Here is a 26,786-nt window from a genome sequence, read left to right on the forward strand (position 1 = left end):
TTGCGTATGAGGCATGGAGCGCCAGGTGATGGGCGTGTGTTTGGTAGCACCGCTGCGACTCTGCGCGAGCCGTCTCGGCCCGGTCGACGAACACCGGATCGTGTTGAAGATTGACAGGGCTCGTTCAGGAGCGATAACCCAAGCCCACTTTGAGTAGCAGTCGACGGGGAGTTCCTTCGTGGTAGAGCATCAGCACCTAACACCGGCACTCGACCGGTCCGTAAGTTTGCGCCGACAAGTCACCTCCCAGGCGATGCACGTCTTTGCGGGGTGGGGCTATCGTGAGATCCAGGTCCCCATCTTGGACTATTTCGATTCCCTCAAAGAGGGGCTCGACGAGCGCCAAATCGCCCGAAGCTTTCGCTTCGTCGATCGCACCGGCAACCTGATGGTCCTCCAGCCCGACATCACCCCGGCTGTAGCCAAGGTCTACGCCTATCAGTTGCAGGGAACTCCGCTGCCGCTGCGGTTGAGCTACGCCAATAACGTGGTGCGCATCGAGCGGTCGCTGACCGGCGAGCAGCTCGAGAGTAACCAGTTGGGCATCGAGCTCATCGGCGCGCGCGGCTTGGTCGCCGACGTCGAAGTGCTCCTCATTGCCCTCGAGGTCCTCGAAGAGCTCGGCCTCGAACACTATCAGATCAACGTGGCCGACCACCGCACCGCCAAGCTGTTGCTCAACGCCACCGGCGCGCCCGGTCGCATCCGCGAGGAGGTGCGCCGCGCCATCATCGCGCGAGACCCCGACGCCGTGCGCGAGATCCTCACTGGGCTGGGCGCCCGCGAGATGTACGTCGAGGCCGTGGCGGTGCTCGCCGAATTGGTCGACGGCACCGAGCAACTCGAGGCGATTCGCAGCCTGATGTCGACCCACGTCAAAGTCCTCGAACGCCTCGACTACCTCAAGGCGCTCGAGCGCTCCATCGAAGATTTGGGCTACGGCGAGCACGTCAGACTCGACTTGGGTGAACTGGGGGGCGCGAGTTATTATACCGGCCTAGGCTTCAATGTTGTTGCCGAGGGCGTCGGCCGCGAGTTGGGAAGGGGAGGGCGCTACGACGATCTCGTCGGGCGCTTCGGCGCCGACACGCCCGCGGTCGGATTCTCGTTCTCGCTCGAGACCATCGTCGAGTTTTTGCATTCGTCGAGCCCCAGCAGTGGGCGGCGTTTCGACGGTGGTGACGCGATTTATGTGGACCCGTCCGACCCCATCAAAGGATTACACGTGGCGCTGGAGCGGCGTCGCAGAGACAAGCCGACACGAATTGTCAGCAGGCCCGAGAGTAGTCGATGAACCAGACCCAACCACTCAGAATCGCGCTGCCCAAAAGCGAAGAACTCGAAGCCATCTGCGCGCACTTTCGCGCCTGCGGCTTCGAGTTGCCCCAGCCGATCGGCCCCGGGCTGCATCGCCTCGATAATCCGTTGAGCGGCGAATACGACGTCGAAGTTTTCTGCATCGACTCGGCCGACGTGGGCACCTACGTCGAGCACGGCATCGCGCATATCGGCGTGATGAGCACCGATCTGATCCGCGAAAACGGCATCCAAGTCTGGCGCCCCTTCTCGTTTCCGTTTGGCAAATACCCGTTGGTGTTGGCCGCACCCAAAGGCGAGACGATCGCCTCGTTGTCGGCCCGCCCGCTGATCCGCATCGCCACGCCGCTGCCCAACTTCACCCGCGAGGTCTTCGCCTCACGCGGCATGTCGGTCAACGTCGTGCCGGTGGCCGACAGCGTGACTGCATGTTTGTTGGGATTGGCCGACGGCTACGTCGACCGCCTCGTCGAGCCCGACATGATGGTCAAGCAGGGATTCCGCGCCGTCGAGGCGCTCGGCCACGCCTCGCTCAAGCTCATCGTCAACCGCGCCTGCGGCTCGAGACGTCGCCAGACGATCCGCGCGCTCATCGACGCGCTCGAGACGCATCAGCCGCCGACGCCTGCCAAGATCGAGATTCCGTTCGACGGCGAAGAGTTCGAGCGGCCGGATACCACCGAGTTCGACCTGGCCAATTGAGTCCGCCGGCCGACTGCGAATGAGTGCGAGCACGCGCCCCCCGCGAAGCCTCGCGCTTATTTGAAATCCTCCAACGATACCTCCAACCACAACGCCTCACGGTCGTTGCCCTGCGCGCGCTCGATCTCGGCGAGGTGCTCGACGAGCTCGGTCAGTTCGCTCTGTCCGCCGTTGGCGGTCCGAAGCGAGCGTCGCACGTAGGTTTCGGCCTGGCCGAGGTCACCGTTTCGGTAATGGAGCCAGCCGAGCGTGTCGAGGTAGCTCGGATTGCGCCCGCGCCCGGTCGCGATGGCCCGGCGCACGTAGTCGAAGCCGCGCTCGAGCTGGGCGTTGGTCGTCGAGAAGGTGTAGGCCAGATTGTTCATGTAGACCGCCACCGACTGGTGGGTGGGGCTTTTGACCAGGAACTCGTCGAGCGCTGACTCGTAGAGCTCATAAGCACGCTCGTGGTCGCCGGCGGCTTCGTAGAGGCCGGACATCTGCGGTACCAGGGCTTCGCCCAAGATGCCGGTACCGGCGGCGAGCATCGGGAATCGCTCTTCGACGAAATTGATGCCTGCCTCGGCGCGCTCGGCGTCGACAAAGCATTGGATGACCAGGCGCAGCGGAGTCTCGGGATCGCGCGGCGACGGCGTCTTGGCGAGCTGCTCCAGGTACCCGGTGGCCACGGCATCTTCGCCGGCCTTCAGGGCGTTGTAGGCGGCGTGGTACAGCCCGTAGGTGCGGTTGACGCCGGCTCCGATGGACTTGTCGAGGTCGCGTTTGGCCGCCTTTGTTTCGCCTTTGCGCAGTCGTGCGGCGCCTCGGAAGAAGAACGGTTCGGGGCGCTCCGGCGATTTCTGGACCGCCAGGTCGGCGTAGCGAAGCGCGTCGTCGGTGAACTTACGCTCGAGCAATTCCTGGGCGACGTTCGTAGCGGCGACCGCTTCGTCGGAGCTCGCCTCCATGTACGCGCTAAAGCTCTTGTCCGCCTCCTCGGTGAAGTCGAGCTCGCGACTCGCCAGGCCGAGCAGCAGATGGGTCTGCGGCGCGACGGTGCGACCGTCGAGCTTCGGGGCGAGGTAACGGGCCGTCTCCACGAATAGCCCGGCGCGGTTGAGATGCCAGGCCAACCGGTACACTGCATACGGATCGTAAGCGACGAATTCGAGCGCCTCGTCGAGCTTCTCGCGCGCCGCTTCGACGTCGCCGGCTCGGTAGGCCACCACAATGTCGTTCATGCGCATGTCATAAACCACCGGATAGACCGACTCATAGTGGTTCAAGATGGGGCGCGTGAGCTCGGAGGCCTGCTGGCCCTTCCAGCGCGTGATCAGACTGTGAATGTAGCTGAGAGGCTCGCGCCCGACGCGCATATAGAGGTCGGCCATCGCTTCGAGCTGCTCCTTGTCGCCCGCTGCTTGCGCGATGAGCAGGGCGGCGGAGACGTTCTGGCGCGTGGGCATCGAGTTGGCCAGTGATACGGCCGTGGCCACGGCGCGGTCGTCGAGGCCGAGCTGTCGGAACTGTTCGGCGAGCGCCGCCTTGGCGGAAACTTTGTCCTGAGCGTCCTCGACGTACAACTTGGCCAACTCGTCGATGCGCTGCTCGTCGTTGGCGGCGACGGCATTTCTGAGCAAGAAGGTCGCCGTGCGTGCGTGCACCGAGCGGTCGGGGTTCTCGAGTCCCTTGCGCGCGAGTTCGTCAGCCAGGTCGTACAGCCCGTGGCGCTGGACCAGCTCGGCGATCTGCAGGCGTCGGTCGTTGTCCTCTTGAGACAGGCCGAAATCGGCCACCGCCGCCTTCGCCTCGTCGGCCGCGCTCTCCTTCGAGCGGGCGACGGCCAGCTTGAGCCCCAACTCTTGGACCCGCGAGTCTTCGCGTAGCTCGCCGGAGAGCTGACTGATGAATCCCCGCGCTTCTTCGACATATCCTTCGCCGGCGAGGGCTTCGAGAGTGCGCACGACCGTGTCGATGTCCTCGTCGCGGCCGGCGTCGACGACGAGTTTGATCGAAGCCTCTGCGTCGCGTTCGGGTTGCGACTGCGAAGTCGTCTCGTAGATGACGTTGGCGGCCTCGTCGAGGCGGCCGCGCTCGGCGAGCAACTCGGCCAACAGCGGGGCAGCGTCGGCGGTATAGCGCCCGTCGCTCATCAAGAGACGAAGCAGGCGAAGGTATTGCTCTTGCTGGCCGTGCACCTCGTATTGCGCGCCGATTTGGCGCAGCGTCGAGGTCAGGTCGGCTGTGCCCACCGTCTCGAGCAGCTTCTGGTAAACCCGGACGGCCTCCTGATGGTAGCCCATCGCCGCGTAGGCGTGCGCCAGGCTCGCTCGAAAGTCGATCTGGCCCTTGGCGATGGCCGAGCGCAGGTAGGGGATGCCTTTCTGGTACTCGCCCTGGCTGATGAGATACTCGCCGATCTGGGCCTGCTGCCTGGCGCCCTCGTGCGGGCGCTCGATCATCGGCTTCATCGCCTTTTCGAGCCGCTCGAAGCCGCCCAGAGTGGTCAGCAGGTCGCTGCGCTCCTGGATGATGCGGCTGGCGGTGTAGTAGTCGCCCTTGGTGACCTCGTCCTCGAGGAGCTTGGCGGCCGCCTCGCGGAACCCGTTGCGCGCGAGCATGTCCACCTTGTCGCGCAGGTTCACGCTCGACTTGATGAGCTCTTGGATCGTGCGCTGGGCCTTTTCGCGTGGCTGGGTCACCAGCGCGTAGTCGAAGACGACTCGCTGAAAGTAGTCCTTGTGCCGGCCGGCGGTCTTGAGCGCCTCCTCGGCGAGGTCGCGGCCTTCGGCGTAGCGTCCCGCCTCCAGCAGCGTCTTGACCTCGAGCTCATAGGCGTCCTCACGTTGGACCGGTGCCATCTTCTTTCGCGCGAGATCGAGGGCCTTTCGACCCTCTTCCACCTTGCCCTGCAAAATCAAGAATTGGCCGCGGGCCTGATGCGTCTTGGCGTTGTCCGCCGCAGCGGTGACCGCCTTGTCATAGGCTTTACCGGCGAGCTCGCCCGAGCCGTGGCGCGCGTAGAAATCACCGACCGTGACCCAGGCGTCGCCCGGATAGGCATTGTCGTTGGCATAGGTCGCGAACGCTGCCTGCGCTTTGTCGAATTTGCCGGCGCGATAGAGGTTCTCGGCCAATTGGAAGCCCATCACGTCGCCCTGGAAGGCGCGGATGCGCTCGATCTGCTCGGCGGCCTTGGCGTACATGCCCGCGTCTTGGAGCACCGCCAACACCTCTTGGCGCGCCTTGGTCGGGTTCTGGGCGCGCTGGAGAAAGGTGGTGATCAGCGAGTCGATTTTGTCGGAGCGCTCGGTCGCCCGATACAACTCGGCGAGCCGGCGGAACGCGCCCTGCACGTAGTTGGGCCGCTCGGAGGCGAACATCTTTTGCAGGTACGGCTCGGCGGAGTCGTAGCGATTGGCGTCGAAGAGTGCATCGGCGACGACGCGCGCGTCCTCGACGTTCTTACCTCGCTCCTCGTAATAGGTCGCGAAGAGCTTCTCGGCTTCTTCGGCACGGCCGAGGTTCAACAGCACGCCGCCGTACTTGAGCCAGAGTTGGCTTCCGCCGACTTCACCCTCGGTGAGCTTGGCGTAGACGCGCGCGGCAATGTCCCACATCTTCTGCTGGCTCATCGACGAGGCGAAGTCGATGAGTTCAGTGCGGCTGGGCGAGGCTTTTTCGAGGTAGAGCTCGTAGAAGCGACGGGCCTGCTTTTTCGGGTCACTCAGCGACACTTGCTGCTGGCTCCCCATATAGCGTCCGCGGCGCTGCGCCATCGTCAGATAGGTGTCGCCCACCAGACGGTACAAGTGAGGGTCGGCTTCGCCGTTCTCGAGCAGGCGCCGATAGATCGTCAGAATCCACTGGGGCTGGCTGCGACGCTGGAACCACTCAGAGATCGTCTCGAGGGTCTCCATGGGGCGGTCGGACTGCTCGAGGTACTTCGTCCACAGGTCGACGGCGTCCTGCTCGCGTCCTTGCTCGAAGTAAAAGCGGCTCAGCCGCTGGTAGTGCGACAGTACGCCCGGCTCGAGCGCGATGAGCTGCTCGAGGATATCGATGGCCTCGGTGTTCATGCCCGCGCTGCGATACCGCGAGAGCACCGAGCTCAGGGTGGAGGCGGTGTTCGGAGCCGCCTCGAGATACTTCTCGAGCGCCTGCTTCATGTCGATGTCGCGGCGCTGACGGCTGTAGACGTCAGCCATCTGCAGCCAAGCGTGATGTGAGCCTTTCTTGGCAGCCTTCTCCAAGTAGGGCAGGGCCTCGTTGGGCCGCGCCTGGCGCGAGAAGCGCTCGCCGACGAGTTGGTAGTCCTCGGCGGTGCCGCCGCGCGCTTGAATCCACTTTTCATAGTAGTCGTGGACTTTGCTCGGCTTTCCCCACTCGTTGTAGAGCTGCGAGAGCCGGTCGACCACGACCAGGCTCTTGGGGTCGTCTTTGCGAGCATCGAGGAGCACCTCCTCGGCTGCCTCGTAAAGGCGGTGCTTCTGGTACATCGACGCGGCGTCCAACAACTCGTAGCGGTCGTGCTCGTAGTTCTTGATGTAGGTCTTGAGCGCCGTCTCGAGCTTGTCGATCTGGCCGACGGTCGAATAGACGCGCGCCAACTCCAGCCAGGTGCCGGCCTCGACGTCGTCGTGTTCGACGGCCCGCTCGAAGAAGTGCTGCGCGAGCTCGTAATTACGCCGGTTGAGGGCCCAGCGGGCTACCTGGAGCTTGGCGTCGGAGGTGCCGCCGGCGCGCTCCACGTAGGTCTTGAGCACGCGCTCCATCTCTCCGGAGCGTGCCCGGCGCGCGTAGAGCGCGGCGAGCTTGCTCGCAAGATTCCAACTTGGTGGCGCCTTTTCGAGGGCCTGCTCCAACAGGTCGATGGCGTAGGAATGTTGGCCGTTGTCCGCCGCGGTGTCGGCGGCGGTGATATAGACCTCGGCGCTCAGCGGCAGACCGCGAAGCTGGGTCATGTCGCCCAGGTACCGGTCGATATGCTCCTTGGCCTTGTCGACCTCTTCTTGGTCGAAGTACAGCGCCGCCAGTGTCAGGTTGAGCTTAGCGCGCCGAAAACTCGCCTGGCCGGCCATCGCCTCGAGCGCGGCGTCGTAGAAGTGCACCGAGACCTTACGGGCCTTCGTGCGCTCGGCGCGGCGCGCCACCTCGAGCATGCGATCGGCACGGGCGGCCTCGTCGGCGCCGGCCACGTACGCTTCGAAGGCCTCAATGGCTTTGTCGTAGCGTTCGAGCTGGAGCAGCAGGCGGCCGCGGGCCATCGCATAGGTGCTGCGGTCGGGAAACGCCTCGCTCAACTCGGCGTAGATCTCGACCGCTTCCTCGTACTCGCCGTTTCGTTGGTAGGCCTGAGCGAGGCGCTCGCGGTTGACGCGCAGCGCCTCTTGCTTGACCTCGGGATGCTCCGGGTCGATTTCGGCGAGCTGCTGGCGCAGGTCGAGCGCGTCCTCGAATTGCTGCAGCGTCATCGCCGTGGCGATCGCAGCCTCGAGCGCGCGTTGGAAGTCGGTGTCGCCGACACTCTCCGGATCATCTTCGCGCGCCGCCTTCCACGCGGTGACCGCCTTGATCGGACGCCCCAGCTCCCAGTGAATCTTGCCGAGGGTGCGCCCGGCCTCGCTCGGGTCCTCGCCGGACTCGAACGCCTTGACCGCGTAGGGCTCGGCTCTGCGGTACTCTTCCTGGGCGACCAGAGTTTGCGCCATGAGCAGGTTGAGCTCGGGGTCGTCGGGCTCCTGGCGAAGCCCCTCCTGGGCGTGCTGTTTCGCCTCGGTGTATTGGCCCTGGGCGTACCGAGACAGACCGGTCTCGTAGGGCGTCTGACAACCGGTGGCCGCCAGCAGCAAAGCTGCGACCAAAATGCGCAATGAACGGGCGGGGCCAGCGCGTCGTGGGCTGTCCGTGGGCAAATCAGCCCGTGCGTCCGTATTTTCAACCATCCCGGGCGAACCTTTGATCTGGAAGGTGATGTCGTCGCTACACAATAGAATGTCGACGGGCGGCGCGAATGTTCCCGCCGCTGCGACGAACACTGTACCGTCGGAGGGGCGCGCGCGGCAAACGTCGCCGCGCTCGGTTAATGCTCTTGCTCCTGCTCTTCGTCTTCTGCCTCTTCTTCCTCGTCTTCGTACATGATGATCGTGATCGCGCCGCTTCGCTCCAGGTAGGCTTCTTTAATCTTGCTGAAGTCGGGCTCGGTGGCGTACGAGCGCATCGCCTCCTCGATGTCCTCTTCACTCACCCCCGTCTCGCGCATCTTGTCGGCAAAGAGTTCGCCGTCATGTCCCAATTTGGTGCGTCGGCCTTTGACGAGGTTCTCGACGATCTGGACGTGACGCGCCACGCGGGCCAAGCCGTAGTGGGCAGCCACAAGCGCGGCCGATGCGATCATCGTGGGGATGAACGGGGCGTTGCCGGTCAGCGCGCGACTGAAGTTCGACCCCAGGACCACGCCCAACACAATGTCGAGCACCGTATGCTTGCCAAACATGCGCGCGCCGCCGATGCGGATATAAGCCACCGCAAAGACCAAGACGAGCATGGCGCGGATGGTCATCTGCCACCATTCGATGGTCGACGAGCTTTGGCCGATGAGCGTGTGAAACCAGTCCATGGCTGCCTAGTGCGCAGAAGGGGCGTCGGTTGGTTCAATATCCGAGCATGCCTCCAAATGTGCGTACGAAGCTGTTTGAGGTCAAAAGTGGCCAGAGCGCGCGAGGAATGTTACTAGAGAGGCTCATGTTGAATCGCCGCAAACCGGAGTTGCCACCTTCCATCACTCCGGAATGCCCTGTGGGCTCTTTACAACCCACGAGGGTGTGCTCTAAAGATCAGCCGTCGAAGTTTTCCCCCGATCCGCAACAAGAAGAGGTTTTTAGCGTGGGTGAAGAAGAAAAGAGCTACAAGGGACTGACCATCGATCGTGGCAGCCGTCACTGTAAGATTCTCAATGAGGAGGGCGAGGTCGTCTTCCGAACGACGAATCTGCGCGACGCCGAGACCTACCTCGACATGATTGAGGAGAACGATCGGCTGCACCGGCTGCTCGAGGCGCGCGGTATCGCTCCGCACCGCATCTACCTGTTGGGCGCAGATCCCGAGCATCGCGGCAAGGTCAACGACAAGGGCTATCCCGCCAAGGAAGTCGTCATCGTGGCCAAGGCCGACGACGAAGCCGTGGTGGTGCGCCACCTCGACGACGGTCGCGAAGAGATCGTCGACCTGCTCGAGCTCGAGCCCATCGAAGGCGGTGCTTACCTGCAGGCGTCGGACATCACCGACGAGACGGTGCACGTGGTCGTGCGTTACGATCGCGAGCAAGAGTCGGCCAGCGTCATCGCGCTGCGTACCGCCGAGAAGGCCGAAGAGGTCGTCGAGGATTGGGCCGAAGCCGACGAAGCGCCGGGCAGCGAGTACTCCACGGTGCTCTACGAGACCGAGGGCGACGTCCAACTGTATCGCGCCGAAGTCTCCGTCGAGGACTGAGCGAAAGAGTAAAAGAGTAAAAAAGTAAAAGAGCGAAAGAGTAAAAGAGTAAAAGAGTAAAAGAGTAAAAGAGTAAAAGAGTAGAAAAGCGAAAGGGCCCGGTGAGTCGTGAGTGACTCGCCGGGCCCTTTCGTTTCGAGCCTTGGCTTCAAGCTCTTTTGCTTGTTCGCTCTTTGGCTCTTTTGCTTCGCCGAGGCGTTAGCCGAGAATCTCAGCCTCTTCGCCTTCCGTCAGAAAGCCGGCACGCTTCCAGGCGTAGATTCCGCCGTCGAAGTCGGCCACTTTGCGGTAGCCCATGCCTTCGAGAACGTCGGAAGCACGGTTGGAAGACTCGTCGTCGTGGTTCTTGCCGTAGACGACGATGCGCTGGTTCTTGCTAAGCTCCTGCTTGACCTGCTCAGCCAGGTTGGACAGGGGGATGTTGCGCGCACCCGGAATGTGCTCTTTGATGAAATCTTCCGGTGCGTTCACGTCGACCAGGATAAACTCCTCGTCGCCGTCCATGCGCTCTTTCAACTCAGTACTCGACATCAATCTTGCCATAAGAATCCTCTTAGTTGGGCAGGGCAACCAATGGCGCCTCAAGTTTGTCCACCGCTGCTACTGGTTCTCCCTGCCCAGATTCAGGCGCTCCGCGAAATCGACGCGGAGAGCTGTGGACGCGGTTCGTCACGACGGGCGCAATATAACGATCGTCGCTCGTTTGGCAAGCGGGGGAAGTGAGCCGGGATTTGGACGCCGCGACAGGGGGCTTGCGGGCGGGTCAATCGTCGAGCATCTCGACGTTGGCGTTGGGTTTGTCGTCCTCGAGCTTGAAGACGTTGGGGCGCACGTCTTTTTCCTGCTCCTTATCGGCCTCGGCGGACTCGTCCGGCTTGGCGGCCGTCTTCTTGTCCTTTTTGGGAGGCTTGGTCGACACGCGCGTGCGTTCGGGGCGGCGGGGTTGCGTTTTCTCGCGCTTCTTCTCGAGAATGACTTCGAAGCGCGGCGAAGGATCGTTGGCCTCGACGGTGAACGTCGCCTTTTGGGGCAGGAAGCCGGGGCGCTCGAATTCGTAGGCCAGGGTGGTGCCGGGCTCGACGTCGAGCTTGAGCGGGGTCTTGCCCACCAGCACACCTTCGTCGAACACGTGGGCGCTGCCCGGCTCGGTGACCACCTCGATCTTGACCGTGGCCGGCTCAGCTTCCTTCTCGGCGCCGGCCGTCGCTTCCTCAAAGTGCATTTCGGGCTGCTGAGTCTCGGCGGCGGCGACTTGTGCTCCTGCCTCCGCAGCGTCGGCTTGTTCGGCTTGTCCGGCGTCTTCTTGTTTCGGCCCAAAGGCCATGTAGGCGCCCAGCCCGCCCAGAAGCAACAGCACGACGCCCAGCGCCACGAGCGGCGCCTTGAGCGAGCTACCCGATGTATCTTCCGATTCGTTGACCGCCGTGGGGGCCGACTGGTGGCCGCTGGTCGGCGGCTTGAGCTTGGACAACGTCTGCGAGGAGTGCTGGGCGAGCAGATCACTCGAGTCGGTCAGCGCGTCGTTTGCTCCGGTGGCGGTAGCCGTCGCCGCCGGGTGCATCTGCGTGGGCGACTGGCCGGTTTGGGTCTGCGCGGTCAACTCCGAGATGCGCAACTCGTGGTCGGTCGCCTCGAGCGCCTCCTGGAGCTCTTCGCGGAACGCATCGATCGATGGCTGGCGCTGCGCCGGCGATTTGGACAAGGCGCGACGCACCACCTGCTCGAGCGGCCCGGGGATGCGCGACAGTGCTTGGTTGGGCAGGCGCTCCGAGAAGGTCGGCGGCGCCTGGTGGGCGTGGGCGAGCATCAGCTTGGTGGTGCTGCTGTCTTGGAAAGGCGGACTGCCGCACAGCATCTCGAAGACGATGCACGCCAGGCTGTAAATGTCGCTTCGATGGTCGACCGGCTCGGCCAGAATCTGCTCGGGCGACATATATTTGGGCGTGCCGATGATGCGACCGGTGCCCGTCAGCTCGACGTTATCCTCGCCGCGCACGATCTTGGCGATGCCAAAATCGAGCACTTTGACGAAGTTGGGGTCGTTGTCGACCTCGATCAGAAAGATGTTGTCCGGCTTGATGTCGCGGTGGACGATATCGCTCTGGTGCGCCTCGTTGAGCGAACGGCACACCTGCGAGGCGATATGAACCGCCTGGTTGGGCGACATCGGCCCGTGCTGCTCGATCAGGTCGGACAGCGTCTGGCCCGAGAGCATCTCCATGGCCAAAAACAACAGCCCCTGGTCGGTCTCACCGTAATCGAAGACGGTGACCGTGTTGGGGTGGTGCAGCTTGCTGATGGTCAGCGCCTCGCGCTTGAAGCGCGCGCTGGTGGTCGGGTCGTGAGAAGGGATGACTTTGAGCGCCACGTCGCGCTGCATATTGCGCTGCACGGCTTGATAGACCGCTCCCATGCCACCAAAGCCGAGCAGGCTGGTGATCTCGAATCGGCCGGCGATATTCTGGCCGACCATTTGCTCGTAGAGCCGCTGGCGATGTTCGCGGGAAGCTGCCATTTAGCGGGGCGTCATCAAAAGTCGAGGCTCATGCCCAATCCGGCCGAGCTGGAGGTGACCCAGGGCGTAACCACTGCCTTGGAGGCCGTCTGTTTCGGTTCGGACTCGCTGCCCGAGAAGTACAAGTACAGCCCGATGCCGGTGACTACGGCGCCGGAGACCAACAGGCCGTCGGCGACGAGCGCGTAGGTCTGCGCGTCGTCACGTGCGGCCTTGCGCTGAGCGTAAGTCTCGCCGGTTTTGACCTCGTCGGCCTTCGGTTTGGCCACGGCCAGTCCGACGACGGCTCCGGTGGCCAAAAGGGCGCCGCCGCCGACCATCGTCCAGACCGCCGCGGAGTTGTCCCTTTCGACGACCGGCTCGGCCGGCTCGACTTGTTGGTTTTGTTGGTTGCCGTTGTTCGCCTGCTGGTCAGAACCCTTCTCGGTATCTTTCTGCAGGTTCGCAATCTCGCGCAGGCTCTCGACCCGATCGAGTGCGGCCTGGCGCGCTTTGCTGTCGACATCCGGAGCGACGGCGAACTTCTGATAGAAGTCGACCGCTTGCTCGTAGTCTTCCTGTTTCTCGTGGCACTTGGCGATGTTGTAGAGCAGGTTGGGCACCGGCTCGAGCGCATAAGCCTTCTCGAACAACTCGATGGCCTTGGCGTAATCGCCGGATCGGTAGGCTTGGGCGCCCTGGGCGGCGAGTTGCTCGACCTGGCGGGCGCGCTCCTCGTCACTCATCTCGGCGGGTTGTTGGGCGTAGACGAGCCCGGGCGTCCCCGCGAGGGCAACTGTGGCGGCCAGCATGGCACAGACGGCGTATCTCATTGCGGCTTTAAATGCTCGAGTGAATCACCAGTACACTTGTTGAGCGATGATACCCTTTGCAACCGCAGGCGTCCAGAAGGTCGGCGACGAGTGGCGAGAATGTCACACACTCCCGGCGCGCCGTGGGGCGGCGGCGCCGGGAGCAGGAGGTTAGTTGGTCGGCGGGTAGCCGTCGTAGTGCTTGTCGTCGACGCTCACGGACCCTGTGGCCGCGTCGATGGTGACCGCTTCGTAGAACATGTCTGCGCCTTCGAGGCGCTCACCGGCCACCTCGTGGGCCAGCGCCCCGTCGATATAGACCCGGACGGTCGCATCACTGGGGCCGAAGCCGTAGTCGTCGTAGTAGTAGACGCCGACGGCGTATTTCAGTCGCTCGGCCTGCGGGTGGGCAATCGACTCGGGGCCGGCGCCGTCTTCATCGTCGCGAATCAACTCGGGATCATCGCGCGGGTTTCGCTCGATGCCCCAGTCGGCGGTCGGGTTGTACCAAAAGATGTCCAGCGGTTCGTAGCCCCACTCACCGTCGGGGTGTTTGTAATGCAGGTCCATGTCGGCGCCGTCGCCGTCGAGTTGGTCGGTGTCGCCAGGCGTATCCCAGACCAATTCGACGTAGATCTCGGCATCGGTCGCTACGGTCGCTTCGACGCGAGCTGTGTCGCACCCCGGCATGTTCGCCGAATCGAAAACCGTCAACTCCATCACGTAGGTGCCCAGGGTGCTCGCCACAAATGAGGCGCCGCGTCCGGAGGCGTTGAGGTTGGGTTTGAGGTGGCGCAGGTTCGAGGCGTATGGAAAGTCGATGAAACTCCATTCGTAACGAGAGATATCCCCTGTGCTTGCATTCGCATCGAGGGTGACGTTCGCACCCGGTTCGATGGTGATCGCGTTCGGACTGCTGTTGCCACCGCTCTCGATGGTGGCCACCGCGGTCAGTGCATTGTTGCAGTCGCCTGTGGAGGTGTCTTCTCCTGCATCTTCGGGAGGCAGGTCGGCGTCGGGCCTCGATGCATCCGCGGTGTAGGCGTCGGATGTGCCTGCGTCTTCGCCCGGGTTGGTTCCCGAGTCGGTGCCCGCATCTTCCAGCGCGAGCGGCGAGACACACTCTCCTTGAGGGCTGCACACACGCACGCCCTTGCACTGGTCATCACTCGAGCAACCGGCAATTTCACCTTTGGGCTCGGTGCACCCCGAAAGTGCAGCCCCCGAGGCGACGAGGGTCACGAAAGCAACGCCGATCCAATTCAAACTTCTCATCTTCAGGCCCATCCATCAGGAGCAAAGGTCTACCCACAGCATAACCGAACTCGTTTCTGCGATCAGTAGACGAAGGGAAGGGCGCAGAATTCAAAAATGAGGCAAAAGGGGATGGCCGGCGCGCAGGGGGCGCTGCGCGCGGCGTGTCGGGTAGACAGGGTCGGCTACTTGAAGAACTGATCCCACTGCAGCTCAGTGCTGCCCCACAATCTGATGCGTCGAAGCGCGAGGTCGAGGAGCAAGAAGCCGAGCGCGGCCATCAAGAAGAAGGGCCACAGTTCCTTGCGGTATTTGACCTCTTCGCCCATCGGGTCGAAGAGCGTCGCCACTTCCGGGTTGGTGCCACCGCGGGCGATGTCCGCCGAGCGTTGCAATACCTCGCGGTTGGGCTCGAGGAACAGGTACTCGCGCGGGTAAGGGTACGAGATGCTGCCGAGGCTGACTCCAATGGTGTCGCCGTCTTTGTCGTGCTTGGCCTTGAGGCTGTACGAGCCGTACTCGTCGAGCGGGATTTCGGCTTCGTAGCGGCCGGCGGCGGTCTGCTCGAGCTCGATATTCTTCTTTTTGCCCGACGGCGAGCGCAACATGACGGTCGACTTCAGGTTGTTGATGAACCGGTCGTCCAGCCCGACCGCGTCGACCACGATATGCGCCTTTCCCTGCTTGACGGAGGTGCGCATCGCCAGGTTCATGCGGTCGTCGGTGCGCATCGTGTCGCGGATGAGCTGCGCCCAGAACTTCGAGTAGCCCGGCCAGCGCACCCACTGGACCGCCCAGCGGTTCTTCAAGTCGGAGGTGAACGCGACGACCTTGCCCAACCCGTGGCGCCAGCGCGCCAGAATCGGCTCGCCATATTCGGAGACCATCAACACTTCGGCGCGGTCCTTGGCGCGCGTCGAGACGTAACCCAAAAGGTAGGGCGCGCGGTCCCACGGGATGCCGTCGAGCACCTGGGCGCGCTTGACGACCTTCGGGCGGAACGGCTCCTCGACCATCGACGAACGCGAGACCGTCGAGGTCTCCTTCATGAAGATGCGCGGGATATTGTACGGGTTGGTGGTGTGATAGTAGCGCCCCGAGCCACCCTCGGCGATACGCTTGAGCAGCGTCGAGGCCGACTGTGAGCCGATCGAGATGGTCGACACGGTGATGCCCTCGATGCGCATCGCCGGCAGGAGCTCGGAGAAGATATTCTTGGTCGGCGAGTGCCCGTCGGTCAGCAAGATGACGTGCTTGAGCTTGGCCGGCGTGAGCGCGAGCTGCTCGTAGGCGTCCTCGAGACCGCCGGCGATGTCGGTGCCGCCGCTGGCCCGCAGCCGGCTGATGTCGCTGGTGATGCGCACGCGGTTCGCCGCGCTCTGCATACGCACGAGCTTCTGCGGCGCGCCGTCGAAGGCGATGACGCCGACCTTGTCGTCCTTCTGCAAGATCTCGACGGTCGCCTTGGCCGCTTCTTTGGCCAGCTCGATGCGCTCGCCGTTCATCGAACCCGATTTGTCGATGACGAGCATCAGCGCCAGGCTCGGCGTTTCGCGCTTCTTTTTGGGCTGGAAGTCGACCGGTAAGATCTCTTCGATATCGGTGCCGTAGTAGCCGCCCGGGCCGAACGACGACTCGCCGCCGGCCATGATCAGGCCGCCGCCGAGTTCTTTGGTGTACCGGTCGAGCAGGGCCATCTGCCGGTCGGACATCTGCGTGGCCGGCAGGTCCGAGATGAGCACCAGATCGAAGCTCTCGAACTCCTTGAGGCTGTCGGGCAGACCGTACTTGCCCCGCGTCTCCACCTCGAAATTCTCGTTTCGCAGCGCGCGCTGCAGGTAGTGGCGAGCGCGCATTTCGCCCTCGATGTAGAGCACGCGCGGCTTGCCGCGCACGTTGGTGCTGTAGACGAAGTCGTTATTCGCCTCGAAGTGGTCCTGGCCGTCGACCTTCATCTCGAGCTTGAACTCTTTGAAGCCGGGCTCGGAGACGACGGTCTTGAAGGTGATCTCGTTGACGCCTTTCTCGAGCTCGACCTCTTTGGTTCCGTCTTTGAAGTCGTTCTGCCACAGGACGAAGGTCGCCTTGTCCTCGTGGTTCGAGAAGACCTTGGCCGTCAGGTTGAACGGCGCGCCGACCTTGATCTTGTCGGGCACCTCGACGTCACGAATCAGGACCTCGGGGCGCACCTCGATTTCGGTCTCTTTGTTGTAGAGCCGGATACCGAACGCACCGGCGCGGTGCGCTTCGGCCAAAAAGTCGCCGCGCGTCTCGTTGCCGTCCGAGATGATCACCGCGCGCTTGATATGGTCCTGCGGGAAGAGGCCGTAAGCCATGCGCAGCGCGCCGGCTGCGTCGGTGTAGAGTCCGTCTTTTTCGTTGGCCGGCCGCGGAATCGCCTCTAGGGGCCCCTGTTCGGGCACTTCGACCTTGTAGGGATGCTTGGCAAACGCGATGACCTGCACCTCGTCGCGCTCGCCTTTGGCGCCGCGGGCGGCATTAATGTAGTCGACCGCCTCGTCGAGCGAGGAGTCGGGAATCGACGCCGATGTGTCGACCAAAAAGATCGTCGAGATGCGCGACTCGAAGCTCGTGAGCACGACCTGCACCAAGGCGCCCACGAGCGCGATGATGAAGAGCGAGCGCATGAGCACGTTGAGCCAGCGCTGCGGCCGGGGCAGGTCGCTCAGCGTGAAGCGCTGGATGAGCCACAACAGCGGCAGCACCAGCAGCACCCCGAAGAAGAGCGGGGCGAGGATTTCGACGTTGCGGCCCTGGAACTCGAAGGCGATGACGTCGAGGCTCGGCTCGACGATGTACTGGAAGAAGCCGTAGCCCATCGCGAGCCAGGCCCCCACCAGGAGCAGCCAGAAGAAGACGTCCGCCAGTCTTTTGCGATCGATGATCATCGGTTCTCTCACACCGTGACGCGGCGGTTATAAGTCGCCCATTCGATAAGGAGCAGCAACACGAGCGCCAAGATGGCCCAGATCCACAGCTCGTTGCGCTCGAAGATCAGGCTGTCGGCGTCTTGGTCGACTTTGGCCTTGCCCAACTCCAAGTCACCCGGGGCGATGCGCGATTCGCGCAGGTTGGACAGGTTGGCGGCGATGGTCTTGGTCTCGTCGGCGGTGGCGACTGTATAGAAGCCGGTCTGATCACCGTTGAAGACGGCGCGGCCGTTGTAGACGGGCACCTCGGTCTGCTCGCCGGTCGGTGTGGTGACCGTGGCCTTGTCGGCGCCCTTGGCGACGTCGACCGCCCACGTATCACCGGTCGTGTAGTTGGGGATATAGCTGTCGTCATCGAGGGTGAAGTAGTCGACGACGTTGATCATGAAGACCGGAAACGCCACGCGCAGCGGCATGTCGCTGTTGCGAATGTCGAACGCCACGCCGATCAGGTTCAGGTTGTCGCGCTTGCGCGTGACGATGAGCGGCTTGCCGAATGAGGCGGCGACCGTCGAGTCCCACCGGCCCGTGCGCCACGAGGTCGCCGCGCCGATATTGAGGTCTTTGAGGGTGATCCAGCGCATCAACGGGTGGCTGTCTTTGACCGCGGTGATGATCGGATCGTCGATATCGCCACGTTGCTCCCACGGCGAGCCCTCGGCGGGCGGGTCGAAGAAGACGAAGTTGCCTTCCTGGGGAAGAGCGGGGGCGACGCTGTCGAAGATGGTGACGTCGAAGCCCTTCGACCTATCCGGGGTGTACTGGTCCGGCTTGATGCGCTCGACCTCGAGGTTCGGGTTGAGCAGGAGAGGGCCTTCCAAGAAGAGGTTTCCGTCAGAGACGGCGAGCACGCGTACTTTCCGGATGGACGGCAGCATGGCGAAGGCGCGGTCATCGAGCGGGAAGACGTCGCGAGCGTCGCGGCTGGTCAGCCGTACGCGCGCTTCGAGTTTCTCGCCGGAGACGGCCTGGCTCGGATAGAAGCGCTGCATCGTCTCGCCGGGCTGCAGTGACAGGGGCTTGGTGTCGACAAGGCGACCGTCGGCGTGAATCTGCAGTTCGGCCTCGACGGCGCGGTCGAAGTAGTTTTTGACCTGCACGAAGAGCTCGTAGTCGAGCTTGTTGGCCACGTAGCGACGCACGTTGAACGCAGTGACGGCGACGTTGCCCGAACTCTCGCCGATCTTCAGGTGGGTGAGCTTGGTGCCTTCGCCGAAGTCGAATTCTTCGAAGGTCTCCTCACTCAACCCGGAGCCATCGCTGATGAGTACGAGGTGGCCGTTGGAGGTGTCGCGAAGCGAGTCGGCGGCGAAGCCGAGCGCGTCTTTGTACGAGGTGCCCGTCGCCGTGGTTTTGATCTGGCGCAGGGGCTGCTCGATGATCGAAGCCTCGGCCACAAATGGGCTCAGCGGCTGGATCTGGTCGTTGAACGCCACCAGCATGATTCGGTCTTCGGCGCCGACCGTCTCGAGGATCTCGAGGGCCTTCTGGCGCGCGACGTCCATGCGGTCTGCGCCGCCGCTGACGTCGGTCGCCGCCATGCTCGCCGAGTTGTCGACCAACAGCAGGATATGGCGGCCGCGCACCTCTTCTTCTTCGAGGTGCGGGTCGGCGAGCGCGAACGCGATGAGCGCGGCCATCAGGATATGCAGCAGCCACGACAAAAAGCGGCGAAACTTACGCCAGAAGTCCGACTGGCGCCGCTTCTTCTCGAGCACGCGGCCCCACAGGTGCGAAAACGGCACCTGGATGCGCCGCTTTCGCAGCTTGAGGATATACAGCACCGTCACACCGGCGGCGACGACGCCGGCGATGGTCAAGATGGTGCTGATGGGAAGTCCGGTAAATTGCATTACTTGATGAACCCTCCAGCTCGGAAGATCCGCAGGATGAGCTCGTCAAACGGCTCTTGGATCGGCGTTCGAAAGTAGAGCACTTGCTTTTTGGTGCAGTACTCTTCGAGCTCTTCGCTGAATTCGTAGAAGGCCTGGCGGTACTCCTTGACGACCTCGGGAGTGAGCGTGATCTCGCGCACGTCACCGGTCTCGACGTCGACCAGTTGCAGCTCGCCTTGGACCGTCGGGTTGAGCTCGCGCTCGTCGTATACGTGCACCACGATCGGCTCGAACTTGTGGTAGCGAAGCTTGTTCAGCCCCTCTTCGAAGCCGCGCGGGTCGTAGAAGTCGCTCAACACCACGGCGATACCGCGGCGCTTGTTCTGGGCGACGAAGGTCGAGAACGCGTCCTCGAGGCTGGTGTGCTCGCCTGCTTCGAGGTTTCGCAGAAAGTCGAAGATTTTGTAGATCTGCGCCTTACCGCGAGAGGGCGGAAGACGGCCGTCGAGCTTGCTCGAAAAGGGGATGATGCTCACTCGGTCGAGGTTGCTCAGCCCGATATAACCCAACGCCGCGGCGACCTTTTTGGCGTAGTCCCACTTCGTCGGCTCGCCCAGGAGCATCGAGCGACTGCAGTCGAGCAGGAAGTAGATGTAGAGATCTTCTTCCTCTTCGAACAGCCGCAAGAAGAGCTTCTCGGTGCGCGCGTACACCTTCCAATCGAGTCCGCGAAAATCGTCGCCGGGGGAGTACGAGCGGTGGTCGGCGAACTCGATGCCGCTGCCGACGATGCGCGTCTTGCGCTCCGCCTGGTTCTTCCCGGCCACGATCTTCTTGGAGATGATGTAGAGGTACTCGAGCTTTTTGAGGAACTCGTCGTCGAATTGGTCGTTCTTGGCCACTCGTTGTCACTCGTCGTGAGAAAATCGACCGTCAAACCCCAGGGCAAGCCCTGGGGCTGCACCGGCGAGGGCTACGCTGGGGCCAAGGCCCCGCTCCGCGTAAACTACTTCTGATTTTCCGGCACTTTTTTGATGATCGCGTCGAGGATCTCGTCGGTCTGCACGCCTTCGGCCTCGCCCTCGAAGTTGAGGATGACGCGGTGGCGAAGCGCGGGTACGGCCGAAGCGCGCACGTCGTCGCACGAGACGTTGAAGCGTCCGTCGAATAGGGCCCGTACCTTGGCTGACAGCAAGATGGCCTGGGCGCCACGCGGCGAGGAGCCGAAGCGCACGTAGCGCTTGGTGATCTCGGGCGTGTCCGGGTTCTCGGGGTGCGTGGCCTGCAACAGGCGAAGCGCGTAGTCCTGAACGTGACGCGCCACCGGCACCTGGCGGGCGAACATCTTCATCTCGACGAGGCGCTCCTGGCCGATGACCTTCTCGACCTCCGGGTTCGACTTCTGGGTCGTCCGGTCCATGATCGTGTGGAGCTCTTCGAGGTTCGGGAACTCGATGTTGAGCTTGTAGAGAAAGCGGTCGAGCTGCGCCTCGGGCAGGGGATAGGTGCCCTCCATCTCCAGCGGGTTCTGCGTGGCGAGCACGAAGAACGGGTCCTGTAGCTTCATCGTGTTCTTGGCGATGGTTACGCTCTTTTCCTGCATCGCCTCGAGCATGGCCGCCTGCGTCTTGGGCGTGGCGCGGTTGATCTCGTCGGCGAGTACGACGTTGGCGAAGATAGGGCCCTTCTCGAACTTGAAGTGCTTCTGGCCGTCCTCGTCCTCGATGATCATCGTGGTGCCGAGGATATCGGTGGGCATCAGGTCGGGGGTGAACTGGATGCGCGAGAACATCAGGCCGAGTGTGTCGGCCAGCGTGCGCACGAGCATCGTCTTGCCCAGACCGGGCACACCCTCCAGAAGGACGTTTCCTCCCGACAGCATCGTGATGATGACGCCTTCGATGATCGGTCGGTGGCCGACGATCATCTTGCCGACTTCGTCGCGAATCTTCTCGCAGTCGCGCTTGAAGGCGGCGACCTTCTCTTCGATCTCGGCAGAAGTTGCAGCCTGTGCTTCAGTTGCCATGCGTTCAAACTCCAGATGCTTGGGAGGTTGGAAACTTGGTTGGCCGACGTCGTTTGCTCGTCGGCATCGCCCCTCAGAGCCCTTAGCGCCTATTCGCGCGGCTTGATGAGCTGGAAATAGCGTTTGATGTAGTAGCGGTAGCCTGCAGGGACTTCCTCGCGGTCCATGACCTCTTCGACGACCGACTCGTAGTCCACATAGACGTCCTTATACTCGGTGGTCGCAAAACCCTTTTCACTGGCCGCCTTGATGATTTGAGACTTGCTCGGGCCGGCGCCTTTGCGCCCGTCGACTTTGCTGTCCTTGGCTTCGGCCTTCAGGTCGGAGGCGTCCGCGAGTTTGCGGTCGCCTTTGCCTTGGCCGAATTGGTTGGACTCGCCGGGCTTTTTCCCGCCGGGTTGTTCGCCTTGTTTGCCTTGGCCTTTTTGGCCCTGGGCTTGTCCTTGACCTTTCTGACCTTTTTGGCCCTGCTGACCTTTCTGGCCTTGTTGTCCCTCTTGACCTTTCTGGCCCTTCGCGCGGCGAAGGTACTCGCGCATGTTCTGGGCGCGCTCGGAGTCCTGCTTACCGCTCTGGCCGTTGCGTTGCGAGTTGGAGCGCTTCATCGACTCCTTCATTTCTTCGAGCTGCTTGCGAGCCATGCGGCGGACCTTCTCACCTTGTTGCTGGTCAGCCCCTTTCTGCATCTCCTCGGCGGCCTTTTCGGCCATCTTGCCGGCCTCTTGCTGGCCGGTCTGCTGCTCACCTTGCTGGCCTTGCTGACCCTGTTGTTGTTTGCCGTTCTGGGCTTGCTGCTCGCCCTTCTTGCCCTTTTGACCTTTCTGAGCTTGTTGACCTTTTTGGCCCTTCTGTCCCTTCTGGCCTTTTTGGCCCTGTTGGCGAAGCTTCTTGGCCATCTCCTTCGAGGCGCGCTGCAGACGCTTGAGCTGTCGGCTCGACTTCTTGTCGCCCTGGGCGCTCTGGCGCTTCTGGAGCTCGGCGAGTTTTTTCTTCTCGCGATCGAGGCGCTGCTTCTCCTCTTTGGTCAGTTTGCCGTCCTTGTTGAACTTCTTGGAGAGCTTCTCCAGGAGCTTCTCGTGCTTCTCGGCGAGCTTCTTCAGCTCGGGGTCGTCGACGTCGATCTTGTCGGCGAATTTCTCCAAGAGTTTGGCCAGCTCTTCGGCCTCCTTTTCACTCAGCTCGTTATTCTTGAGCTTCTCGGCGAGCTTCGACAGTGACTCGGAGGCTTTCTTTAGGTCCTTCTTTTTGAGTGCCTCGACCGTCTCCTTGAGCTCTTTTTGGTTCTCGAGGTCTTTGCCGGCCTCTTTTTCCAGCTCCTCGGCCGCCTTCTTGAGCTTGTCGGCCATCTCGGCCGCCGCCTCTTCCTGCTGCTTGTCGAAGAACTTCTCCTCGATCTTCTCGATGCGCTCCAAGAATTCTTTTTCGGAGATGTCGCGCTTCTCGACGTCCTCCAAGAGCCCGTCGATATCCTCGATGAGTTCTTCGGCCTCCGGGTCGTCGATCTTTTCGAGCTCGCTCTTCATCTCTTCGAGCCGCTCGCGCTCCATGGCGACGGTGGCGGCGTCGAGGACCGGATCGTGCTTGATCTCGGGCTGCGGCGGAAGCGGTTGGACGTGGGAGGGCGGCTCGAGCACCCACAAGACGCCCACGGCCGCCAAGAAGATGGCGAACGCTGCCAAGTCGGTGGGGCGCCGGAACGGGGCGGCGCGCGATGTGTCGACGCCGTCGGCGTGACGGAGTGCGTCGCGAATCTGAGCGCGCACGAACTGGTCGTCGCGCCCCTCGTCGAGCAAGCTCAGAGCCGTCGAGAGGCGGTCATGCAAGCCGTTCGAGCGGTCGATGCGCTGGGCCAGCGAGACCCGGTCGATGCCCGCAAACCAGCCCCACAGGACCATCGCCACGGGCACCGTCGCGATCGCCAACGCTGCGGTCGTCAGCGAGTCGAACGGGATCCAGCCGGTCTTGTAGAGCACCACCACCACGGCCATGACCATCAGGTAGACCACGGCGCCGGCGGTGCCGCGCTCCATCGCGCGCTGAAAGCGCACGCGACGCTCGACCCGTTGGACGAGTTTCAAGAGTTGGCGGCGCTGCCCATTCGCGTCGGTTTGTGCCGTTTGGCTATCCATGGCGGTCGTCGGTCGAGAGGAGCCCGGCTCGTCTGTCGTCTCTGCGGCTGTGTGGCCTCACAGGTGAAATGCCTGCTCACCCACGAGCTATTCCACCAACTATTCCCACACTTGGCTATCCCAGCGCGGGGGCAGCCTCAGTTCGTGTGCTCGAAAGTTGGTAACGTACGGACGCAAAAAAGGATCGAATATTTATTCAGATCCAGCATGCGGGATGCGTCCGGCAGTTGGCAACCTGTTTATGGGGTAGCGGGGGGAGAAAGAGCCCATCCTCACCCTTCGCTTACGGCCCAAAGAGATTCTGTAGCCCCGGAATCTCGATCTTGCCGGCGTCCTCTTTGAGCTTCTCGATCTCGTCGAGCTCGTTGGGGTCGCGCTCCATGCGCATCAGCGGCTCACCGTCGGCGGGCTTGTAGAACTCGGGCTTCTGGTTCTTGGCGAGCTCGTACTCCAGCTCGGTGACCCGACCGCGGTTGTGCATGACACGTACGTAGCGCAGCATATGGCGGAACCAGGCATTACTGATGCGACCGCGTTCGTAGTAGATGTGGTATTTTTTGGGGTTGGGCACGATGCTCACCAGCCAGGCGACCTCGGTCAAGGTCAGCTTGTCGGGGCGCTTGCCAAAATAGTGCACCGCCGCGTCGTGGATGCCATAGATGCCCGGGCCGTACTCGATGACGTTGAAGTAAAGCTCGAGCAACCTCGCCTTCGGCACATCGACCACGTCTTCCATGATCCAGACCAGAAAGGCCTCCTGAATCTTGCGTGCGAGCACCTTCTTGCGGTTCAAAAAGACATTCTTGACGAGCTGCATCGAGATTGTGCTCGCCCCACGCACGTAGGCTCCCGCCTCGATATTGTCCTCGACCGAATCCTTGAGGGCGTACCAGTTGAAGCCGTGGTGCTTGAAGAAGGAGTTGTCCTCGGTGGTCATCGCAGCGCGGACCATCCACGGCGAGATGTATTGCAGCGGGACGTAGGTGTACTCGCCGTAGGGATGCTCCTTTTTCTCGTCCTTCCAGAGCACCATCGCCTTTTTCTTCGGCTTGGTGCGCACTTTCTGCACGCCTTGCTGCCGGGGCTCGGGGCGAAGCGGCTCGAACGACGGGCTGTCATTGAGGCCGAAGTCGGGCTCGACGCTCGCCGGCATCGTCTCGAGGTCGTCTTGCCAGGGCGCAGGGTGGGGCATCAGCCGGTTGGGGATGCCGTCGTTGTCCGGGTCGGGCTCGTAGTCTTTGGCGTAACGCGGCGGCCACTCGCGCTCCTTACGACGCTCCTCGAACTCCTCGGCGGTCAGCCCGCTGTGGCTGACGAGCCACTCGATGGGCACCGGGCGCATCTCGGGGATGGTGACTTTGCGCTTCCACTCGAGCGTCGGGTCGTAGATTTCGAGCTCGAACTCTTCGCGCATTTTGTGGACGTCGACCTGCTTCGGCATGCTGACGAGCTCGAAATTCTCGAGCAGGGGCTTGCTCTTCCACTTCATGTCGCCGGCGTCGTACAGCGGCACCTCGGCGTCGAGCGTCCACCCGAAGCTTCCCTTCATTTTGGTGCCGGCGACCGGCCCCTGAATGGCGACCGGCACCGCGTCGAACAAGTTCATGACGTCGGTCTTCGGCAGTCTTACCGCCAGGTCGAAGCGGGCAGGGCGCTTGGCGCCGTCGAGGCCGTAGATGGCCGGCATGAACTCCCCTTTGACCCCGTTGAGCTCGACCTCACCCTTGGAGACGACGAAGGCGCCGCGCTGCGGCGGGCGAGGCTTTTCTTCCTCGCCGGCATCTGTTCGGGCCTTCTTGGCCTGAGCTTGGTCCTTCGAGTCGTCGTCTTCGGGTTTGTTGACGTCGATGGCGCGCTCTTTGAGTAGCTTCGGCTCGGGGACCTTTTGCTTGGGGTCGTAGTGCGCCTCGAAGACATAGCTCGCCGTAAGCCCTTCGATGGGCTCTTCGGTGACTGGGGCAAAAAAGACGTGGCCGTTTTCGATGGAGAGCAAGCCCTTCAGGTCGAGGCGGCGCTTTTTGGCTTCGCGCTTCGCCTCGATGTCGGCGCGGACCACGCCGCCGCGGATCTTGTCGGCGACCTGGCCGCCGGCGAGCTGGACGAGCCAGGGGAGACTGAGCGAATCGAGGTTGGCGTCGAGCTCGAGGCTCTTGTCCCGGTAGCTCCAGCTAAAGTCGGCGTCGACCTTGCCGCGCGGCTCGTCGCCGTTGGCTTGGGCGACAAAGCCTGCCGAGAAGACCAGCTCGCCGTGGATGGCGCGGTGATTGAACTCGAAGTAGCCGTCGCGAAGGGCGATCGTCTCGTCCATCGTCGCCAACGCCAGGGGCCGCTTGTCGCTGACCTCGATGGTCGCGCCCTCGATGACGACTTGCTGAGGCGCCTGCTGGCCCAGGAACTTCGTCCAATTGACCTCACCGAGCTTGGCCATCAGGCCACCGCCTTTATCCTCGTCCTCTTCGAATTCGAGGCCCTTCTTCTCGACGATCGCTTTGACGATTCCCTTGGCCTGCCCACGCACGTGGTGGGCGAGCGGCCGGCGAAGCAGGTGGTTCAGGTCGCTCAGTCCGCTCCCGTACTGCGCGTCGTGGTCGATGGTCACGACCGGCTTTTCGATGCGCACTTCGAGGGGGCGGAGGTTTTCGAGGTTCGGCTCGAGCGAGCGCAGGGTGGCGGCGACGCGCTCGATGCTCACCAGTCGCGTCGGCTCGGCGGCGCCCTGGACCCCCAGCGAGAGCTTGTGGACGCCCACGGTGTTGTCGTCATCGAGCGAAAAGCCGCCCACGCCGAGGCGCAAAAACGGGTAGGGACCCACGTCGACCACTTCGAGCGGGGTGTCGAAGGTGACGTTGCCCGTCGACTCGAGCAGCGGCACGCGCAACGTGGCGACGATGTCGATCTTTTGGGGTAGCGTCCAGCGCGGGTTGGCGTCTCCGTGGGCCAGGGCGAGGACCGTCTCGAAGCGCGCCGACTCACCGTCGGAGTCGAGGGTGAGCGCGTCGGTGGCGATCTCGTCGACCGGCCACGGCTCGGCGCCCTCGGCGGCGGTGAGCACGATCTTGGCGTTTTTGACGTCGACGTCGGGCCATTCGCCGCCGAAGAAGCGCAGGAATGAGGCGCTCGCGCTCGACTCGTCGGTCGACGTGCCGTCGTCGGCGTCCTTGTCCTCGGTCGTCTCGTCGCCGTCCTCTCGGTCCGCGTCACCGCCGCGGCGGGCGAGGATCTGCTCGAGGTTGGTCGAGCCGTCGGCGTTTCGGTGCACGTGCAGCGTCGCGTCGCTCACGCTGATGCCCGACAACTCGCGGTTGCCGAGCAACAACTCGAACGCATCGATCGACGCCGACATGCTGCCGACTTCGACGACCGCGGCCTCGGTCTCGGGATCGACGATCTTGAAGCCGTGCAGGCTCACTCCGCTCAGGCCGCTGGTGGCCACGCGCTGCATCTCGATGTCGACGCCGAGCTTCTTCTCGGCCGCCTCGAGCTTGTTGCGCACCACGCTGTCGGCGATGCCAGGCACCACCAACCAGTAGCCCACGGCAGCCAACACCAGACACACCGCGACCACGATGCCGCTGATGATGGCAACTTTGCGAAGTTTCGAACTCTTTTTTAAAGCGCTATCGCTCATGAACGCACGCAGTGGCGACCCATTTGATTACCAGCGAATCATTATACGTCGGCTTCCAAAACTCAACACGCTATGGGCGACACCCTATGCCGACCCCGCTCAAAAAGGGAGACTCGCTGCGCGGGCCGTGGGCCCAATCCTTGACTTTCGAGGGAGCAAGAACCATCT

At 62.9% G+C, this 26,786-nt stretch carries 15 protein-coding genes; 3 read left to right on the plus strand and 12 right to left on the minus strand.

Annotated features, from left to right (window positions below; genetic code table 11):
• Window positions 1-178: 178 nt before the first annotated feature.
• The gene (locus FIV42_RS26235; RefSeq protein WP_281285754.1) at window positions 179-1,294 is read left to right on the plus strand and encodes an ATP phosphoribosyltransferase regulatory subunit; all 1,116 of its coding nucleotides are present in this window, start codon (window positions 179-181) and stop codon (window positions 1,292-1,294) included.
• On the plus strand, window positions 1,291-2,019 hold the full coding sequence (gene hisG / locus FIV42_RS26240; protein ID WP_141200559.1) for an ATP phosphoribosyltransferase: 729 nt from the start codon (window positions 1,291-1,293) through the stop codon (window positions 2,017-2,019). Before FIV42_RS26235 ends, hisG begins: the two co-directional genes overlap by 4 nt.
• A 56-nt stretch (window positions 2,020-2,075) precedes the next feature.
• On the opposite strand, the gene FIV42_RS26245 is transcribed toward hisG, so the two are convergent.
• Both FIV42_RS26245 and FIV42_RS26250 read right to left on the minus strand, forming a co-directional pair.
• On the minus strand, window positions 2,076-7,871 hold the full coding sequence (locus FIV42_RS26245; protein WP_168210963.1) for a tetratricopeptide repeat protein: 5,796 nt from the start codon (window positions 7,869-7,871) through the stop codon (window positions 2,076-2,078).
• A 209-nt stretch (window positions 7,872-8,080) separates the two neighbouring features.
• Entirely contained in the window at window positions 8,081-8,617 is a 537-nt protein-coding gene (locus FIV42_RS26250) for a DUF421 domain-containing protein (protein ID WP_141200561.1), read from the minus strand.
• A gap of 266 nt (window positions 8,618-8,883) precedes the next feature.
• Between FIV42_RS26250 and FIV42_RS26255 the strand changes: the two genes are divergently transcribed.
• Window positions 8,884-9,489 carry a hypothetical protein gene (locus tag FIV42_RS26255; RefSeq protein WP_141200562.1) on the plus strand — a complete coding sequence of 202 codons (606 nt, stop codon included), beginning with the start codon at window positions 8,884-8,886 and terminating at the stop codon, window positions 9,487-9,489.
• Window positions 9,490-9,687: 198 nt separating this feature from the next.
• Here the strand turns inward: FIV42_RS26255 and FIV42_RS26265 are convergent, their stop codons facing one another.
• The 10 genes from FIV42_RS26265 to FIV42_RS26310 form a co-directional block, all read right to left on the minus strand.
• A complete protein-coding gene (locus FIV42_RS26265) occupies window positions 9,688-10,032 on the minus strand; it encodes a rhodanese-like domain-containing protein (protein WP_141200564.1) in 345 nt (114 codons plus the stop codon).
• 220 nt (window positions 10,033-10,252) lie between these two features.
• On the minus strand, window positions 10,253-12,004 hold the full coding sequence (locus FIV42_RS26270; RefSeq protein WP_141200565.1) for a serine/threonine protein kinase: 1,752 nt from the start codon (window positions 12,002-12,004) through the stop codon (window positions 10,253-10,255).
• A 14-nt stretch (window positions 12,005-12,018) separates the two neighbouring features.
• Complete coding sequence (locus FIV42_RS26275) at window positions 12,019-12,816, minus strand: tetratricopeptide repeat protein (protein ID WP_141200566.1); 798 nt, start codon at window positions 12,814-12,816, stop codon at window positions 12,019-12,021.
• A gap of 150 nt (window positions 12,817-12,966) precedes the next feature.
• Window positions 12,967-14,070, minus strand: a complete 1,104-nt coding sequence (locus FIV42_RS26280; RefSeq protein ID WP_168210964.1) for a PKD domain-containing protein — start codon at window positions 14,068-14,070, stop codon at window positions 12,967-12,969.
• 164 nt (window positions 14,071-14,234) lie between these two features.
• Entirely contained in the window at window positions 14,235-16,958 is a 2,724-nt protein-coding gene (locus FIV42_RS26285) for a VWA domain-containing protein (RefSeq protein WP_141200568.1), read from the minus strand.
• 8 nt (window positions 16,959-16,966) lie between these two features.
• Window positions 16,967-18,853, minus strand: coding sequence for a vWA domain-containing protein (locus tag FIV42_RS26290; RefSeq protein WP_141200569.1), 1,887 nt, complete (start codon window positions 18,851-18,853; stop codon window positions 16,967-16,969).
• A complete protein-coding gene (locus tag FIV42_RS26295; protein ID WP_141200570.1) occupies window positions 18,853-19,737 on the minus strand; it encodes a DUF58 domain-containing protein in 885 nt (294 codons plus the stop codon). The genes FIV42_RS26290 and FIV42_RS26295 overlap by 1 nt, the downstream gene beginning before the upstream one ends.
• 104 nt (window positions 19,738-19,841) lie before the next feature.
• Window positions 19,842-20,861 carry an AAA family ATPase gene (locus FIV42_RS26300; RefSeq protein WP_141200571.1) on the minus strand — a complete coding sequence of 340 codons (1,020 nt, stop codon included), beginning with the start codon at window positions 20,859-20,861 and terminating at the stop codon, window positions 19,842-19,844.
• Between the two features lie 89 nt (window positions 20,862-20,950).
• Window positions 20,951-22,990 carry a hypothetical protein gene (locus FIV42_RS26305; protein WP_141200572.1) on the minus strand — a complete coding sequence of 680 codons (2,040 nt, stop codon included), beginning with the start codon at window positions 22,988-22,990 and terminating at the stop codon, window positions 20,951-20,953.
• 283 nt (window positions 22,991-23,273) lie between these two features.
• Window positions 23,274-26,618 (minus strand): biosynthetic peptidoglycan transglycosylase, encoded by a 3,345-nt coding sequence (locus FIV42_RS26310; protein ID WP_141200573.1) that lies wholly within the window; start codon window positions 26,616-26,618, stop codon window positions 23,274-23,276.
• Between the last annotated feature and the right edge of the window lie 168 nt (window positions 26,619-26,786).

This window comes from Persicimonas caeni, assembly GCF_006517175.1.
GTDB classification, from domain to species: Bacteria; Myxococcota_A; Bradymonadia; order Bradymonadales; family Bradymonadaceae; genus Persicimonas; species Persicimonas caeni.